At 64.1% G+C, this 17,182-nt stretch carries 14 protein-coding genes; 4 read left to right on the forward strand and 10 right to left on the reverse strand.

Features of this window, described 5'->3' with window-relative positions:
* Positions 1-57: 57 nt before the first annotated feature.
* The 6 genes from NHF53_RS10690 to NHF53_RS10715 form a co-directional block, all read right to left on the reverse strand.
* On the reverse strand, positions 58-1,329 hold the full coding sequence (locus NHF53_RS10690) for a hemolysin family protein (protein WP_374591061.1): 1,272 nt from the start codon (positions 1,327-1,329) through the stop codon (positions 58-60).
* Between the two features lie 166 nt (positions 1,330-1,495).
* Positions 1,496-2,299 (reverse strand): glutamate racemase, encoded by an 804-nt coding sequence (gene murI / locus NHF53_RS10695; RefSeq protein ID WP_252834160.1) that lies wholly within the window; start codon positions 2,297-2,299, stop codon positions 1,496-1,498.
* Positions 2,280-3,107: an RNA methyltransferase gene (locus tag NHF53_RS10700; RefSeq protein ID WP_252834161.1), complete on the reverse strand. Its 828-nt coding sequence runs from the start codon at positions 3,105-3,107 to the stop codon at positions 2,280-2,282. Before NHF53_RS10700 ends, murI begins: the two co-directional genes overlap by 20 nt.
* A gap of 65 nt (positions 3,108-3,172) precedes the next feature.
* Positions 3,173-3,736, reverse strand: coding sequence for a hypothetical protein (locus NHF53_RS10705; protein WP_252834162.1), 564 nt, complete (start codon positions 3,734-3,736; stop codon positions 3,173-3,175).
* Positions 3,733-4,263, reverse strand: a complete 531-nt coding sequence (locus tag NHF53_RS10710) for a hypothetical protein (protein WP_252834163.1) — start codon at positions 4,261-4,263, stop codon at positions 3,733-3,735. The genes NHF53_RS10705 and NHF53_RS10710 overlap by 4 nt, the downstream gene beginning before the upstream one ends.
* A gap of 21 nt (positions 4,264-4,284) precedes the next feature.
* Positions 4,285-4,815: a hypothetical protein gene (locus tag NHF53_RS10715; RefSeq protein ID WP_252834164.1), complete on the reverse strand. Its 531-nt coding sequence runs from the start codon at positions 4,813-4,815 to the stop codon at positions 4,285-4,287.
* Between the two features lie 229 nt (positions 4,816-5,044).
* Between NHF53_RS10715 and NHF53_RS10720 the strand changes: the two genes are divergently transcribed.
* Positions 5,045-6,259 carry an NADP-dependent isocitrate dehydrogenase gene (locus NHF53_RS10720; protein WP_252834165.1) on the forward strand — a complete coding sequence of 405 codons (1,215 nt, stop codon included), beginning with the start codon at positions 5,045-5,047 and terminating at the stop codon, positions 6,257-6,259.
* Between the two features lie 125 nt (positions 6,260-6,384).
* The gene (locus tag NHF53_RS10725; protein WP_252834166.1) at positions 6,385-7,008 is read left to right on the forward strand and encodes a glutathione S-transferase family protein; all 624 of its coding nucleotides are present in this window, start codon (positions 6,385-6,387) and stop codon (positions 7,006-7,008) included.
* 28 nt (positions 7,009-7,036) lie between these two features.
* Here NHF53_RS10725 and NHF53_RS24180 read toward each other — a convergent pair whose 3' ends face one another.
* The 3 genes from NHF53_RS24180 to recA form a co-directional block, all read right to left on the reverse strand.
* On the reverse strand, positions 7,037-8,284 hold the full coding sequence (locus tag NHF53_RS24180) for a GGDEF domain-containing protein (protein ID WP_252834167.1): 1,248 nt from the start codon (positions 8,282-8,284) through the stop codon (positions 7,037-7,039).
* 89 nt (positions 8,285-8,373) lie between these two features.
* Complete coding sequence (alaS, locus tag NHF53_RS10735) at positions 8,374-11,037, reverse strand: alanine--tRNA ligase (protein ID WP_252834168.1); 2,664 nt, start codon at positions 11,035-11,037, stop codon at positions 8,374-8,376.
* A 156-nt stretch (positions 11,038-11,193) separates the two neighbouring features.
* Positions 11,194-12,282 (reverse strand): recombinase RecA, encoded by a 1,089-nt coding sequence (recA, locus tag NHF53_RS10740; protein ID WP_112685073.1) that lies wholly within the window; start codon positions 12,280-12,282, stop codon positions 11,194-11,196.
* A gap of 243 nt (positions 12,283-12,525) precedes the next feature.
* Between recA and NHF53_RS10745 the strand changes: the two genes are divergently transcribed.
* Both NHF53_RS10745 and NHF53_RS10750 read left to right on the forward strand, forming a co-directional pair.
* Positions 12,526-13,470 carry a carbohydrate kinase family protein gene (locus tag NHF53_RS10745; RefSeq protein ID WP_252834169.1) on the forward strand — a complete coding sequence of 315 codons (945 nt, stop codon included), beginning with the start codon at positions 12,526-12,528 and terminating at the stop codon, positions 13,468-13,470.
* A 28-nt stretch (positions 13,471-13,498) separates the two neighbouring features.
* Positions 13,499-14,425 (forward strand): pseudouridine-5'-phosphate glycosidase, encoded by a 927-nt coding sequence (locus NHF53_RS10750; protein ID WP_112685077.1) that lies wholly within the window; start codon positions 13,499-13,501, stop codon positions 14,423-14,425.
* Between the two features lie 133 nt (positions 14,426-14,558).
* Here the strand turns inward: NHF53_RS10750 and cckA are convergent, their stop codons facing one another.
* Complete coding sequence (cckA, locus tag NHF53_RS10755) at positions 14,559-17,159, reverse strand: cell cycle histidine kinase CckA (RefSeq protein WP_252834170.1); 2,601 nt, start codon at positions 17,157-17,159, stop codon at positions 14,559-14,561.
* Positions 17,160-17,182: the final 23 nt, after the last annotated feature.

Raw genomic sequence — 17,182 nt, forward strand, 5'->3', positions numbered from 1 at the left:
TGGAGGGCCGGCCCTACCAGGGCGAAGGCGCTCTTCGCCCTGACCGCGCGCGGGTGATCAGATCTCGCCCTGGTCCGCCGGCGAGACCAGCAGCTTGTCGATGCGCCGGCCGTCGAGGTCGATCACCTCGAAGCGCCAGCCGTCGGCGATGAAGCTCTCGCCGAGCTCGGGGATATGCTTCAGCACGTCGATGACGAACCCGGCAACCGTCGTATAGTCCGGGTCTTCCTCCACGCGGACGCGCACATGATCGACGAATTCGTCGATCGGCATCCAGCCGGAAACGAGGAAGGAACCGTCGTCGCGCTTGACGATCGCGCGTTCCTCGGTTTCGTCCTCCAGGAAAGCGCCCATGATCGCCTCCAGGATGTCGCCCGAGGTGATGATGCCTTCGAAATGGCCGTTCTCGTCGTAGACCAGAACCATGTGAGGCGCCGCCTTGCGCATCGCCGCGATGATGTCGATTGCGCTCGAGAAATCGGAGACGATCGGCACTTGAGTGATGATCGACCGCAGGTCGAAATCCTCGCCTTCGGCGATCACGGCGTTGTAGAAATCCTTGACGAAGAGAACGCCGATGATCTCGTCCGACGTGCCGTCGCGCACCGGCAGGCGCGAATGCTGGGTGTGACGAAGATGTTCGCGGATTTCCTCGATGCTGTCTTCGAGGTCGAGAACCTCGACGTCGCGGCGTGGCGTCATCAGCCCGCGGGCGGTCCGGTCGGCGAGGCGCATGACACCGGAGATCATCGCTGATTCCTCGGTTTCGATGACACCGGCGCTCTGGGCCTCGGCGAGAACCGACTTGATCTCCTCGTCCGTCACAGTGCCGGCGGCCATTTCCTTCTGGCCGAGCAGGCTCAGAACCAGCCGGCCGGAATTGTCGAGCAGCCAGACGAGCGGCGCCGAAACCTTGGAAAGCACCAGCATCGGGCGGGCGATCCGCGCGGCCATCATTTCGGGATTGTGAAGGGCGATCTGCTTCGGCACGAGTTCGCCGACGATCAGCGACAGGTAGGTGATGAGGACGACGACCGAACCGACGCCGATGGCGTCGGAAAAGGCCGGCGACACACCCTGCGACAAGAGCCAGCCCGCGAGCCGGTTGCCGAGCGTCGCGCCCGAAAAGGCACCGGACAGCACCCCGACCAGCGTGATTCCGATCTGCACCGTCGACAGGAAGCGACCCGGTTCCTCGGCCAGCCGTATGGCGACGGTCGCGCCGTGATTGCCTTGTTCGGAGAGCACCTTGAGCCGCGCGGGGCGGGAGGAAACGACCGCCATTTCCGACATTGCGAGGACGCCGTTCAGGACGGTGAGCAAAATCACGATGATGATTTCTATGGCCAAGGCAGTTCGAGAGCTCCGTTGATCGACGCACCGCGAGGGCGCATCAGCGAACCACTAGCATACATTGAAGACGCTTTTCAAAATACCGTAGGAAAATTGAGCGTTTCCGAAGAAGGGCAAATGCGGTGAAGGGGAAAAAATTCCCTCAGCAGGTCCTGAGACCGAAACCCTGCATGAGCCGCCGGGTGGAAAAATCGGGATTGCCGGAGGTGAATACGGCAAAATCATACTGTTCCGGGTGTTCCGCATCGAGCGCCGGCGGCACCAGACGCCGCGCCTGCCGCGCGATCGCTTCCGCCGGATCCAGCCAGTCGACGGGCCAGGGCGCGAGGCGGCGGAAGATGTTTGCAAGGAACGGATAGTGCGTGCAGGCGAGCACGACGATGTCGGTGCGCCGACCGTCCATCTCGACGAAACACGGCATGATCTCCGAGAGCACGAGCTCGTCGGAGATCGATTCGCCACGAATATAGGCTTCCGCCATGCCGGCAAGGTTCTGCGAGCCGACGAGCCGGACGTGGCACTGGCCGGCGAAGGACTGGATCAGGTCACGGGTATAGGCGCGCTTGACGGTTCCCGGCGTCGCGAGCACCGAAACGAGGCCGGAGCGGGTGCGCTCCGCCGCCGGCTTGATCGCCGGCACCGTGCCGACGAAACGCATGTCGGGAAAGCGGGCGCGAAGATCGGCGCCGGCGAGCGTGAAGGCGGTATTGCAGGCGACGATCACCGCCTCCGGCTCATAGGTTTCGATGAGTTCGGCCATCAGGTCGAGGATGCGCGACTTCAGCGGCCCTTCCTCCCATGCGCCATAGGGAAAGCCGGCATCGTCGGCGACATAGACGAAGCCCCTTTCGGGCATCAGCACGCGCGCCTCGCGCAGCACGGTTAGCCCGCCAATACCGGAATCGAAGACCAGTACGGGTTTCAGATCAGTCCGTGTCGCCGCCATCGTCGCTTGTGTCCCCAGCCGTTTCCCGCCATCCGCCGCGCGGGTTCTGGCGGCTGTAACGGTCGAATGTGGCGAAAACCCCGCGCAGCACGCTGATTTCCGGCTCCGTGAAGGCGCGCCGCGACAGCACGGCCCGCAGGTTCTCCACCATGCGCGGCTTTTTGCCTGCCGGGCGGAAATAGCCCCGCGCGTCCAGCGCCTCCTCGACCTGATCGAACAGGCCGAAAAGCTGCTCCTTGGTCGCGGGCCGTTGTTCGACCGCCTGGAAGCGCGTCTCCGACACATCCTCCATGCCGGACTTCATCCACTCGTAGGACATCAGCAATACGGCCTGGGCGATGTTCAGAGAGGCGAAGGCTGGATTGACCGGGAAGGTCACCACTTCGTCAGCCAGCGCCACTTCTTCGTTGGTAAGGCCCCAGCGCTCGCGGCCAAACAGGATGCCGGTCTTCTCGCCCGCCCCGAATTTCGTCCTGAGCGTTGCGGCAGCATCCATGGGCGCACGCACCGGCTTGAAGCCGTCGCGCTCGCGTGCCGTGGTCGCATAGAGGAAATTGAGGTCGGCGACGGCCTCCTCCAGCGTATCGAACACGCACGTCGCATCGATCACGTGGTCGGCCTTCGATGCCGCCGAACGCGCCTTCTCGCTCGGCCAGCCGTCACGCGGCTTGACGAGGCGCAGTTCGGAGAGGCCGAAGTTCGCCATCGCGCGCGCCACCATGCCGATGTTCTCGCCGAGTTGCGGCTCGACCAGAACGATCGCCGGCCCCTCCGCCAAAAGTTCGCGCTCGCTGTTGGTGCCTGCCATCTCGTACCCTTCCAAGGAATTCGGCGTTTCCTTGGCACAAAATCGGGCGGAGGCAAAGACCGTGGCTATTCGGGAGGGAACCGGCTCGTCAGCATGTCGTCGACATACCGCTTGGCAAGCGCTGCGAACTTCGCCTTGACCGAGGTCTCGAGCCGGCCGCCGTCATAGTCGCTGTTCCAGAAGTTGTCGATGACGTAGCGGCCGTTCTCCGAGACGACGTGGACGGTCAGGGACGGCTGATCGAGGTGCGGATCGTTCCCCCAGCAGGACGAGACGTCGAAATAGACGTCGACCGGCGTCACCTTGTCCTTCGCCGGTCGGGGAACGATCTTGAGTTCCTTCATCTCGCAAGGGTCCTGGCTGACGACGACTTCGTCCTGGCCGGTCATCTCCCCTTGCAGATCGAGCAACTGGTCGCCGAGCACTGCCATCCGATAGACCTGGGCGAAGCTCGCGCTGTAGATGGACGTCAGGAGAACCTCGCCGAAATAGTCACTCGCCTCGCTGTTGCCTTCGATGCCGTCGGCGACAGCCATCAGGGCGACGACCGGATCCTGCGGTTCGTTTGCGAAGGTGGAGCCGGCGCTCGCGACAAGGAGCGCCATGGAAAGAACAGCGGCCCTCCTCACTTCGCCAGCTCCTGGAGCTCGACGCGCAGCGGCACGTCGTTCGCGAAATGGATGTCGTCGATCACGAAGCGCTTTTCACCCGTTTCGTCGCCCTCCTCGACGAGGCGATAGGTCACCTGGGTGACCTCTTCCTTGGTCTCGGCGTCACCCTCGTAGCACCAGCTGCGCTTGAAGCCGACAAGCACCTCGGTGACGGCGCCCTTCGTCTCCGGCTTGCCGTAGGTGACGTCCTTGGGCGCGCAACCGTCCTGACCGCCGATCACCGGATCCCAGTCGATCAGGACCTGGCTGCCTCCTTCCTTCTGCTTGAGAAGGGCAGTGGTGAAGTCGCGAACGAAGCCGTCGCTGAAATACATGAGCAGCATGCCCGGCGCGAAATAGTCGGCATAGACTGCGTTCGGGCCGGGCTCGACGGCGGCGTTGCTGGCAGCCATATCCATCAGCGCCTTCACCGGCTCGTCGGCGTCGGCGGCGAAGGCCCCGCCGGCGAGCAGCGACATATATGTGGCAACAACAATTCTCTTCATTTCGATGTCTCCCTTCCGGCGTTACTGCGCGGCAATTTCCTTGAGCTCGTCCTTCAGGGACTTGCCCGACTGCCCGTCCTCGACGCGGTACATGTCGTCGATCACCGCGCGCCCCTGCTCCTCGACCACATGGAAGATCAGGACCGTGTCCTCCTTGTAGGCTGGATCGTCCCCGAGGCACTTGCGGTTGTTGAAAAGCGCCGTCACCTGGCCTTCGCCATCGTCCTCGACGCGGATGTTCTCGAAGGCGCAGCCCTCCTGGCCCCCGGCGATCGGATCGTAATCGAACGGGCTCCCGGTCGTTTCGCCTTCCGGTGGATCGTAGGCAGGGTGCTTCGACGCCTCGCGATAGGTTTTCGCGAAGTCGGCGCTGAAAAACTGTCCGAGACGCTCCTTGTCGAAGACATCGTTTGCAGTCGGACTGGTCTCCGACCAGTTGCCGGCGGCAACCTCGATGATGGTCTTGACCGGGACGGTCGGGTCGGCGGCGAACGCAACGACAGGCGCACCAGCCAGCAGGGCCAGCAGCAAGAGGGATTTGGGTGTCTTCATTGAACATGTTCCAAGGGAAGGAAAAGCCCCGCCACTCTATCTCGCAGATGACGGACGGCAATCGGCGAACCCTCGGGAATCGTGGGATATGTGCGTCCAACTTTGGTGATAAAAGCCCCGATATTCTTAGGCCCGCGCCTTTGCCTGACGAGCGCACAATGCTATAGCGCTCCGGATTTTCGCTTTAACCACCCTCAGGATTTCGATCCGCAGCGCTCAAGAGGCATTCATGAAGAAGATCAAGGTTGCAAACCCGGTCGTCGATCTCGACGGCGACGAGATGACCCGCATCATCTGGCAGTTCATCAAGGAAAAGCTGATCCTGCCCTACCTCGATCTTCCGATCGAATACTACGACCTCTCCGTCGAAAACCGCGATGCGACCAACGACCAGGTGACCATCGACGCCGCCAACGCCATCAAGAAGCATGGCGTCGGCATCAAGTGCGCCACGATCACCCCGGACGAAGCCCGCGTGAAGGAATTCGGCCTCAAGGAAATGTGGAAGAGCCCGAACGGCACCATCCGCAACATCCTCGGCGGCGTGATCTTCCGCGAGCCGATCATCTGCAAGAACGTGCCGCGTCTCGTTCCGGGCTGGACCAAGCCGATCGTCGTCGGCCGTCACGCCTTCGGCGACCAGTACAAGGCGACCGACTTCAAGTTCCCGGGCAAGGGCACGCTGACCATCAAGTTCGTCGGCGAAGACGGCCAGGTCATCGAGAAGGAAGTCTACCAGGCTCCCGGCGCCGGCGTCGCCATGGCGATGTACAACCTCGACGAGTCGATCCGCGAGTTCGCCCGCGCCTCGATGATGTACGGCCTGATGCGCAAATGGCCGGTCTATCTCTCGACCAAGAACACCATCCTCAAGGCCTATGACGGCCGCTTCAAGGACATCTTCCAGGAAGTCTACGAGGCCGAGTTCAAGGCGCAGTTCGACGAAGCCGGAATCACCTACGAGCACCGCCTGATCGACGACATGGTCGCCTCGGCACTGAAGTGGTCCGGCGGCTATGTCTGGGCCTGCAAGAACTACGACGGCGACGTGCAGTCCGACACCGTCGCGCAGGGCTTCGGCTCGCTGGGCCTGATGACCTCGGTGCTGCTCACCCCCGACGGCAAGACGGTGGAAGCCGAAGCCGCCCACGGCACGGTCACCCGTCACTACCGCCAGCACCAGAAGGGCCAGGAAACCTCGACGAACTCGATCGCCTCGATCTTCGCCTGGACCCGCGGCCTCGCACATCGCGCCAAGCTCGACGACAATGCCGAACTGGCCAAGTTCGCGACGACGCTCGAAAAGGTCTGCGTCGACACCGTCGAAAGCGGCTTCATGACCAAGGACCTGGCGCTGCTCATCGGTCCCGACCAGCCGTGGCTCTCCACAACGGCCTTCCTCGACAAGGTCGACGAGAACCTCAAGAAGGCCATGGCCGCCTGAGCCATCGGCACCGGAAAATGACGAAAACCCGGCCTCGTGCCGGGTTTTTTGTTGCGTGTGCTCGCGTTGAGCGCTCAACTTCCGTCCACGCGAAACCGCGATATCAGCACAGAGGAGGATTGCGCATGACGGAACTGACCTTCTACACCAATCCGATGTCGCGCGGACGCATCGTCCGCTGGATGCTGGAGGAGACCGGGCAACCGTACCGGACCGAGATCGTGCCCTTCGGCGCACCGATGAAGTCGCCCGAATATCGCGCCGTCAACCCGATGGGCAAGGTGCCTTCGATCCGCCACGGCGAGACGGTGGTCACCGAATGCGCGGCCATCTGCGTCTATCTCGCCGACGCCTTCCCGGACGCGGGTCTCGCGCCGCCGGCGAACAAGCGCGGCAGCTACTATCGCTGGCTCTTCTTCGCGGCAGGTCCGCTGGAGGCTGCAACGTCCAACCGCGCCCTCGGCTTCGAGGTTCCCGCTGACAGGCGGGGCATGATCGGTTACGGCTCCTTCGAGGACGTGATGGACACGCTCGAATATGCCGTTTCTCGAACGCCCTTCGTCGCCGGCGACCGCTTTACCGCCGCCGATGTCTATGTCGGATCTCAAATCGGCTGGGGTCTGCATATGGGGTCGATCGAACGGCGTCCCGCCTTCGCGGCCTACCTTGCACACGTGACCGATCGGCCGGCCGCCGCCCGCGCCGCGGCGCTCGACGAGGCTGCCATGCAGGCCATGCAGAAGGCCTGATCCGCAACGGATATCGAGTCGCCGTCGATCAGGAAGACGCCTGATGCTCCGCAGACGATGTGCTGGTCTGGCAGGCCGCCTCCGCTGGCCCGACGCGCGGGAGAAGCTCACCCTGTCCTTCCGAACCATCGGCAAATGCGATCCGGTTGCGGCCGTTTCGCTTTGCTGCGTAGAGCGCGCGGTCGGCCAGGCCGAGCACGACGCCGAGATCGACGCCGGCGGGAACATCCCCACAAAGGCCGATACTGACGGTCAACGTGAGCCGGTTCCCCTTCCAGTCGACGGGAAGGGCCTCCGCCGCCCGCCGAAGCCGCTCGCAGACGGCATGGGCCTCGCCCCGATTGCGCGCCGGCAGGTAGACCGCGAACTCCTCGCCACCCAGCCTCCCGAAGACCGCATCCTGCGGCAGGATGTCCTGAACCATCGCGACGAAGGCGCAGAGCACCTTGTCGCCCGCACCATGGCCGTAGGTGTCGTTGACGCGCTTGAAGTGGTCGAGATCGAGAAGTGCGATCGCGCCTCCCACGCCGCGACGGCGGCAACCATCGACGTGGTCGCTGAAGGCACGGCGATTGAAGACTCCCGTCAGCGCGTCGATCTGGGATGCCCGCTTGTATTCCGCCGTCACCCGCTCGCGGCCGAGCGAAAAGAGCGCCATTCCGCAGAAGAGTGTGTTGACGACGATCTCAAAGGTGAAGACGCCGTGCCAGGCGGAAAGGGCAATGCCTCCCTGTTCCATGACCGGGGCGACCACCACCAGCGGCAATCGGACGGCGTTGATCACGCCGTGCACGGCCATTGTGCCCATCACCAGTTTGCGGGAGGGCAGCGGCTCGATCGCCTCACCCTGCCACATGCTGCGGATGAACATCACGCTGAAAACAATGATGATGACCGAAACGAGCGCTATTCGGGCGTTCACATCCTCACGGAAACCCGGCCAGAACAGGAACGCGCCGAACCAGATGACAGTCGGAACGACCGGTACCCAGAACTTGAGCGAGAGGCCGTCGAACGCCCGAATCCCGAGCCACGCAAGCCCTGTCGCCAGGATGAGCAGGCCGTTTCCGAGCCCGATCGTGAACCCCTCCGGCAAGATCGTCCGCAGCGACAAGAACAGGGCGCCGAGGGCGCCGAGCCAGAAGCCGACACTCCAGATCGCCAGTTCCGGACGCTGCCGTTCCAGAGACCAGGCCATCGTCAGCAATACGGCGAAGACCACCCAGATCGCCAGCAGGCAGGCCATCAATGTCGGCACGTGAAAGAGAGTGGCCACGGCATCCCCAATTCGTCTCGACCGCCTTATACGGCAAGCATGAAGATTTCGAAAATGCCGAGCCGATTTGCGCCCGTGACGCCGCCGCCTTACGCGGCGAGGGCCTTTTCGACGGCGGCGATCGCAGCATCCGCTTTTTCGCCATCCGGGCCGCCGGCCTGGGCCATGTCGGCGCGGCCGCCACCGCCCTTGCCGCCGACGGCAGCAGAGGCGAGGCGCACGAGTTCGACTGCGCTGTAGCGGCCGGTGAGATCATCGGTAACACCGACGACGACGCTCGCCTTGCCATCCTCGGAGACGGCAATCAGCGTCACGACACCGGAACCGAGACCTGCCTTGCTCTCGTCGACGAGCCCCTTCAGGTCCTTGGCTTCGACGCCCTTGAGCACGCGACCGAGGAACTTCACACCGCCGATCTCGCGGGCTCCCTCATCGGCGGCAGCCTGACCACCGCCGCCCATGGCGAGCTTGCGCTTGGCATCGGCAAGCTCGCGTTCCAGCTTGCGGCGCTCCTCGACAAGCTGCTCGACGCGCGTGACCACGTCCGCTGGCTGTACCTTCAGCGCCGTCGCGACCTGCTTCACGCGCTCGTCCTGCTCGGAGAGATAGGCACGCGCCGCCTCGCCGGTCACCGCCTCGATGCGGCGAACGCCTGCACCGACCGCGCTTTCCGAAAGGATGCGCACGAGGCCGATGTCGCCGGTGGCGGAGACATGCGTGCCGCCGCAGAGCTCGACCGAATAGGGCTTTCCGGCCTTCGGGCCGTGGATCGCAGTCCCCATCGACACGACGCGGACCTCGTCGCCGTACTTTTCACCGAACAGCGCCATCGCACCCTCGGCGATCGCATCGTCGACGCTCATCAGGCGGGTGGTCACCGGCGTGTTCTGGGTGACGATCTCGTTCGCCATCGCCTCGACGACCTTCAACTCCTCGGCCGACATCGGCTTTGGATGCGACACGTCGAAACGCAGGCGCTCCGGCGCGACCAGCGAGCCCTTCTGCGCGACATGGGTGCCGAGTACCTCGCGCAGCGCCTCATGGATGAGGTGCGTCGCCGAGTGGTTTGCGCGCAGCCGCGAGCGGCGGGCATGGTCGACGGTCATCACCACGGCATCGCCCGCGCGCAGCGTGCCTTCGGTCACCGTCGCGGTATGGACGAAGAGACCTTCGCCCTTCTTCTGCGTCTCGGAAACTTCGAGCTTCGCGTTGTCGCCGGCAATCACACCGGTGTCGCCGACCTGACCACCCGATTCACCGTAGAACGGCGTCTGGTTGACGACCACCTGCACGGTTTCGCCCTTGGAGGCACTATCGACGACCGCGCCATCCTTGACGATGGCCTGTACCTCGGCCTCCGCACTTTCGGAGGAATAGCCGAGGAATTCGGTCGCGCCGAACTTCTCCTTGAGCTCGAACCAGACGGCCTCGGTCGCCTTGTCGCCGGAACCCGCCCAGTGGGCGCGGGCTTCCGCCTTCTGGCGCTGCATCGCGTCGTTGAAGCCGGTGAGATCGACGCCGATGCCGCGGTTGCGCAGCGCGTCCTGCGTGAGATCGAGCGGGAAGCCGTAGGTATCATAGAGCTTGAAGGCGGTTTCGCCGTCGAGACTGTCGCCCTTCGAAAGATCGGCCGTGGCCTCCGACAGCAGGCTGAGGCCGCGCTCCAGCGTCTTGCGGAAGCGGGTTTCCTCGAGCTTCAGCGTCTCGGAAATGAGCGCCTCGGCGCGTGCGAGTTCGGGATAGGCCCGGCCCATCTGCTGCACGAGCACGGGTAGGAGCTTGTAGATGACCGGTTCGCGGGCACCGAGAAGCTCCGCGTGGCGCATGGCGCGGCGCATGATGCGACGAAGCACGTAGCCACGGCCCTCGTTGGACGGCAGGACGCCGTCGGCGATCAGGAAGGCGGACGAACGGAGGTGGTCGGCGATGACGCGGTGGCTGGCACGACGCTCGCCCTCGGCCTTGACCCCGGTGAGTTCGACGGAAGCCTCGATCAGCGCGCGGAAGAGGTCGATGTCGTAGTTGTCGTGCTGGCCCTGCAGGACGGCTGCGATGCGCTCGAGGCCCATGCCTGTGTCGATCGACGGCCGCGGCAGGTCGACGCGCTCCTCCTTGGTGATCTGCTCGTACTGCATGAAGACGAGGTTCCAGATCTCGATGAAGCGGTCGCCGTCTTCCTCCGGCGACCCGGGAGGGCCGCCCCAGATGTGGTCGCCGTGGTCGTAGAAGATCTCTGAGCACGGGCCGCAGGGGCCGGTATCGCCCATCGCCCAGAAATTGTCGCTAGTCGGGATGCGGATGATCTTCTCGTCGGCAAGGCCGGCAATCTTCTTCCACAGGCCGAACGCCTCGTCATCGGTATGGTAGACGGTGACGCAGAGCCGGTCCTTGGCAAGCCCGAATTCCTTGGTGATCAGGTTCCAGGCAAGCTCGATCGCCCGCTCCTTGAAGTAGTCACCGAAAGAAAAGTTGCCAAGCATCTCGAAGAAGGTGTGGTGACGCGCGGTATAGCCGACATTGTCGAGGTCGTTATGCTTGCCGCCGGCGCGCACGCACTTCTGCGCGGTTGCTGCCGTCTTGTAGGGACGCTGCTCGAGGCCGGTGAAGACGTTCTTGAACTGCACCATGCCGGCATTTGTGAACATCAGCGTCGGGTCGTTTTGCGGCACGAGCGGGCTCGACGACACGACTTCATGGCCATTTGCCTTGAAGTAATCGAGAAAAGTCGACCGGATGTCATTTACGCCGCTCATGTCACGCCCTTCATTGCTGCCGGATGCCGGCCAAAGCCTAAAAACCAAAGGCTTTTATCGTCCGTGACCGGCACTGTCCAGCCGCACGGAAAAAAACCGGCCCGACATCTTCCGATATCGGACCGGCGCTCTGTCGGTCGTTGAAATGATTGCGGATCACATGTCCGCGGAACCATCACCGTCGCCGGCGTCCGGACCACCATTCTGCAGGAAACGATCGGCGATCAGCCCGGCATTCTGGCGCAGCGCCATCTCGATCTCCTGGGCAAGCTCCGGATTGTCCCGCAGGAAAGTCTTGGCGTTCTCGCGTCCCTGACCGAGCCGCTGGCTGTTGTAGGAGAACCAGGCGCCGGACTTTTCGACGATCCCGGCCTTGACGCCGAGATCGACGAGTTCGCCGGTCTTGGAGACGCCCTCGCCGTACATGATGTCGAACTCGACCTGCTTGAAGGGCGGCGCCATCTTGTTCTTGACGACCTTCACGCGCGTCTGGTTGCCGACGACCTCCTCGCGCTCCTTGACGGCGCCGATGCGGCGGATGTCGAGGCGAACGGAGGCGTAGAACTTGAGCGCATTACCACCGGTCGTCGTTTCCGGCGAACCGAACATCACGCCGATCTTCATGCGGATCTGGTTGATGAAGATGACCATGCAGTTCGAGCGGGAGATCGAGGCGGTGAGCTTGCGCAACGCCTGGCTCATCAGGCGGGCCTGCATGCCCGGCAGGTTGTCGCCCATCTCGCCCTCGATTTCGGCGCGCGGCGTGAGTGCGGCGACCGAGTCGACGACGAGCACGTCGATCGCGCCCGAGCGCACCAGCGTGTCGGTGATTTCGAGCGCCTGTTCGCCGGTGTCAGGCTGTGAAATGAGGAGGTTCTGCAGGTCGACCCCGAGCTTACGGGCATAGACCGGATCGAGCGCGTGCTCGGCGTCGACGAAGGCGCAGATACCGCCCTTCTTCTGCGATTCGGCGATCGTCTGCAGTGCGAGCGTCGTCTTGCCCGAGCTTTCGGGACCGTAAATCTCGACGATGCGCCCCTTCGGCAGGCCACCGATGCCGAGCGCGATGTCGAGGCTCAGCGACCCGGTGGAAACCGTCTCGATCTCGACCACGCTCTCGTTCGCGCCGAGCTTCATGATCGAGCCCTTGCCGAAATTTCGCTCGATCTGCGAAAGTGCCGCTTCAAGTGCCTTGCTTTTGTCCACCGATTTGTCCTCTACGAGCCGCAAAGAATTTTGTGCCATTCGATCCACCTTTAGGTTATTGAAGCCGCATAGGCAATGAAGCAGCCGACGGACCATGCGTACACGTTTTGTTCTCATCTGGCAATCCCTGTTCAACCTGCTGAATAGACTTGCGACTTCGCAGGATGTTCACTTTATGTTTCAGGCGACGTACCGTGTACCGTCGCTCATGCCCCGCCGTGCTTTCGCCGCACCTGCGGCCGCTTGCGATTCGTCGCGCCCGCAATGCTCCGGGAAGCGCGCATGAGTGGTTCCCTTCTCGTCGTCGGCGGCGCCCACATCGACCGCCGCGGACGGATCGCCGGCACGACTGTCATGGGGGCGAGCAATCCCGGTCGCTGGTTTGAAGAACCGGGCGGCGGCGGCTTCAACGCTGCCCGCAATCTCGCCCGGCTCGGCCACGAGGTCAGGCTGATCGCGCCGCGCGGCGGTGACGCGGCAGGAATCGCCGTCTCGGCCGAAGCCCTCCGCGTCGGCATCGACGATTGTCCGGTCGTCTTTCTCGATCGCGCCACGCCGAGCTACACGGCGATCCTCGAGGCGGACGGTAATCTCGTCATCGCGCTTGCCGATATGGAGCTCTACGACCTCTTCGGGCCACGCCGTACCCGCACCCTCTCCTTCCGCGCCGCGCTCGGCGAAGCACGCCACGTGCTCTGCGACGCCAATCTGCCGGCGGAGACGCTCACAGCGCTTGCCGATGCCGCCGCCGCGCGTGGCCTGCCGGTCTTCGCGATCGCGATTTCGCCGGCGAAGGTCGTGCGTCTGCTGCCCTGCTTCACCGACCTCACCATGCTGTTCATGAACGCGGCGGAGGCCGAGGCCCTCACCGGCGCCCGCCCCGATGATCCCGCCGGCTGGCCCGCGCTTCTGCGGGAAAAGGGTCTCAAGGGCGGCGTCGTCACCTGCGGCGCCGAAGCCGTCGTCGCGTTCGACGAGACAGAAACAGCGATCCTTTCGCCGCCGCGGCTCGACAGCGTGGTCGACGTCACCGGCGCCGGCGACGCCTTTGCGTCCGGCGTCATCTCGGCCTGCATCGGAGGCTGCAGCCTCGGCGAGGCACTGCGTCACGGAGCCGCGCTTGCGGCCATTACCCTTCGCTCGCCGCACGCAACCGCGGAAAACCTCTCCCGCGATCTCGCCAATTCGTATATGCCCCTTGTGCCGGACGCGAAAATCCTGTCATGACCTGCAGTCTCGAAACCCGGAACCTCCCATGACCAAAGCCATTTCGCCCCTGCTGCCGATCGTCTATTCGAAGGAAGTCGCCGCCGCCAAGGTCCGCGGCGCGCCGATCGTGGCGCTGGAATCGACGATCATCACCCATGGCATGCCCTTCCCCGGCAATCTGGAGATGGCGCGCAGCGTCGAAGCGATCATTCGCGAGAAGGGCGCCGTGCCGGCGACCATCGCAGTCATCGACGGCATCCTGCACATCGGCCTCGAGGACGCACAGATCGCGGCGCTTGCGCAGATGACCGGCGTCATGAAGCTCTCGCGCGCCGACATCGCCTTCGCGCTCGCCGAACGCCGCAGCGGCGCAACGACGGTGGCCGCGACCATGATCGCTGCAAGCCGTGCCGGCATCTCGGTCTTCGCCACTGGCGGCATCGGCGGCGTCCATCGCGGCGCCGAGGAAAGCCTCGACATCTCGGCCGACCTCGAAGAGCTCGCCCGCACGCCGGTCATCGTCGTTTCCGCGGGTCCGAAGGCGATCCTCGACATTCCGAAAACGCTCGAATTCCTGGAAACGCGTGGCGTTCCGGTCGTCACCTACGACAGCGAGGAGTTTCCCGCCTTCTGGTCGCGCGATTCCGGCCTGCGTAGCCCGCTCTCGCTCTCCAGCCCCGCGGCCATCGCCAATTTCCAGCGGATGCGCGAGCAACTCGGCATCGAGGGCGGCATGCTGATCGCCAATCCGGTGCCGGAGGAACACGAAATCCCCCGCGAGGAGATGGAGATCTATATCGGTCGCGCGCTCGCCAGTGCCGAGCGCGAAGAGGTGACGGGCAAGGATGTGACGCCGTTCCTGCTCGACAACATCTTCCATCTGACCGCCGGCCGCAGCCTCAAGACCAATATCGCGCTGGTCGAGAACAATGCCCGCCTCGCTGCGGAAATCGCCGTCGCGATGAACGACTGAGCACCCTCGCGATCATAGCTAACGTAGCGGGAGATACATTCCGCTACGTCAGTCTTTCGCCGGCCTGATCCTCTTCTTCCCTTGTCATCTCGCACGACCTGCCGATGCGTGCGCGACACCGAAACGTCGCCGTTCAGTCGTCCCCGTCCAGCATTTCACGAACCGCAACGGCGAGCTGCTTCAGCGAGAACGGCTTCGGCAGAAAGCCGAACTTCGCGTCGGCCGGCAGGTTGCGGGCGAACGCGTCCTCGGCATAGCCCGAGACGAAGATGAATTTCAGGTCCGGATATTTCTTGCGTAGTTCCCGCAGCAGCGTCGGTCCGTCCATTTCCGGCATGACGACGTCGGAGACGACGATGTCCACGGCGCCGTCGAGCTCGTCCATGATGTCGAGCGCCTCGACGCCCGAGCCGGCCTCGTGCACCGTGTATCCGCGGGTCTCCAGCATGCGCTTGCCGCCGCGTCGCACCGCCTCCTCGTCCTCGACGAGGAGAACGACCGCCGACTTGCCTGTGAGGTCGGCGGGCTCCGAAACCGCCGCCGGACGAGCTTCGGTATCCGCGGCTCCGGCCTCGCCGCCGGCGGGAACAGGCGCGATCTCGGCCACGTGCCGGGGCAGGAAGATACGGAAGGCGGTTCCCTTGCCGACCTCGGATTCGGGATAGATGTAGCCGCCGGACTGCTTGACGATCCCGTAGACCATCGCAAGACCGAGCCCCGTCCCCTTGCCCACTTCCTTGGTGGTGAAGAAGGGCTCGAAGATCTTCTCCATGATCTCCGGCGCGATCCCGGTTCCGGTGTCGGCCACCTCGACCAGCACGAACTCTTCGGCAGGCAGTTCACGGTAGTGGTAGGCAGCGGCCTGCTCCGCCGTGATGTTGCGGGTGGAAATGGTGATCGTGCCGCCCTGTGGCATGGCATCGCGCGCGTTCACGCAGAGATTGATCAGCACCTGCTCGAACTGCGAAAGGTCCGTCTTCACCGGCCATAGGTCGCGGCCGTAGTCGACCTGGAGCTTCACCGCCGTACCCGAGATCAGGCGGTCGACCAGCATGCGCAGGTCGCCGATGACATCGGTGAGGTTCAGCACCGACGGGCGCATCGTCTGCTTGCGCGAGAAGGCGAGCAATTGCCGCACCAGCACGGCAGCCCGGTTGGCGTTGCGCTTGATCTCCATCAGGTCTGCGAAGCTCGCGTCCGACGGCCGGGCCTGCAGCAGGAGATGGTCGGAGGAAAGCAAGATCGCCGTCAGCACGTTGTTGAAGTCGTGGGCGATACCGCCGGCGAGCGTTCCGACCGCATTCATCTTCTGGGTCTGCGCCATCTGGGTTTCGAGCGCCTTCTGGTCGGTCACGTCGACCGCATAGACGATCGCCGCCTCTTCCGGCGCCTCGTCGCTCTGGTCGATGACCGCGTTGACGTAGAAACGGAAATGCCGCGTCTCGTTGTTCGGATGCCGGCTGTCGATCGGCGCGATATCCACCTGACGGTTCTTCGCGGCGGCAAGCGCTTGGCTGAAACGTTCGCGTTCGCTCTCGTGGAAAACCACGTCGAGGCTCGCACCGCGATCGACGTCGTCGCGACCGACGAGGTCCGAGAAGAGCTTGAGGAAGGGCGCGTTGGTCCGGAGAATTCGGCCCTCGCCGTCGACGGAGGCGATCGCCATCGGCGTGTTGTTGAAGAAGCGCGTGAACCGCATCGAGGCGATCGATGCCGACTGGTCGCCGCTGTGGTCGTCCCGCCGCGCCAGCACGATCGAGCGGCTTTCGCCCGGCGCACCGTCGCGGGCGGCACGGACGCGATGGATGAGCCGCACCGGCAGGCTTTGGCCGTTGGCGCAGCGCAGGTCGAGATCGAAGGTCTCCGTCTTGGTCGAGCCGGGCGCCGCCTGTACCGATTCGATGAGCGCCATTCCCTCGCCCGCGACCAGTTCGGCGACGGTGAGCGAACCCGGCGAGAACTGCGTGAGATCGATGCCGAGCCATTCGGCGAGCGTCGCATTGAGATAGTAGATCTCGCCCTTTCGCCCGGCCGAGAAGAAGCCCGCCGGCGCGTGATCGAGGTAGTCGATCGCGTGCTGCAGTTCCTTGAAGAAGCGCTCCTGGTCCTCGCGCTCCGACGTGATGTCGGTGATCTGCCAGATCTGCAGCACCTTGGCGCTGCCTTCGAGCGGCAGCAGCCGCGCCTTCAGCCGATACCAGTGGGCGCCGGAGCCGTTGCCGGTCACCGGACCGAGCGGCTTCAGGAGCCGAAACTCCTCATAGCCCTCGCGGCCCGTGCGCAAACCGTTGGCGAGCCGATAGAGTGCCTCGCTCGATTCGCGATGGCGCGAGAGCAGAGCCTCCAGCGTCTGTACTTCGGTCGACTTCCTGGCGCCGGTGATCCGCCCGTAGGCCGCGTTTGCGAAAACGATGCGGCCGTTGTCGTCGGTGATCAGCGTACCTTCTGGCTGGCTCGCGAGAAAGCTGCGGGCCAGCGTGTCGGACTGCGACTGCGGCATCACGGCGACGAAGCCGATCATCGCCGAGACGAGGAAGAATATTCCCATCATCGCCAGCACGCCGAGGATACCGAGGACGAATTCGTTCTCGAGCTGATCCTTGAAGAGGACGAAGGCGACCGCGGCGGCGAGCAGCACGACCGCCAACACGATGATGCGTATGGCCGCACCGGACCGGTTACCCCGGTCGACCAAGGGCGCATCGCTTTCGCCGGCCTGTTGCAATCTCGTCATGAACGCCTCGTCGTTACCGCCCG

The organism is Ciceribacter sp. RN22, assembly GCF_024054295.1.
Taxonomy (GTDB): domain Bacteria; phylum Pseudomonadota; class Alphaproteobacteria; order Rhizobiales; family Rhizobiaceae; genus Allorhizobium; species Allorhizobium lividum.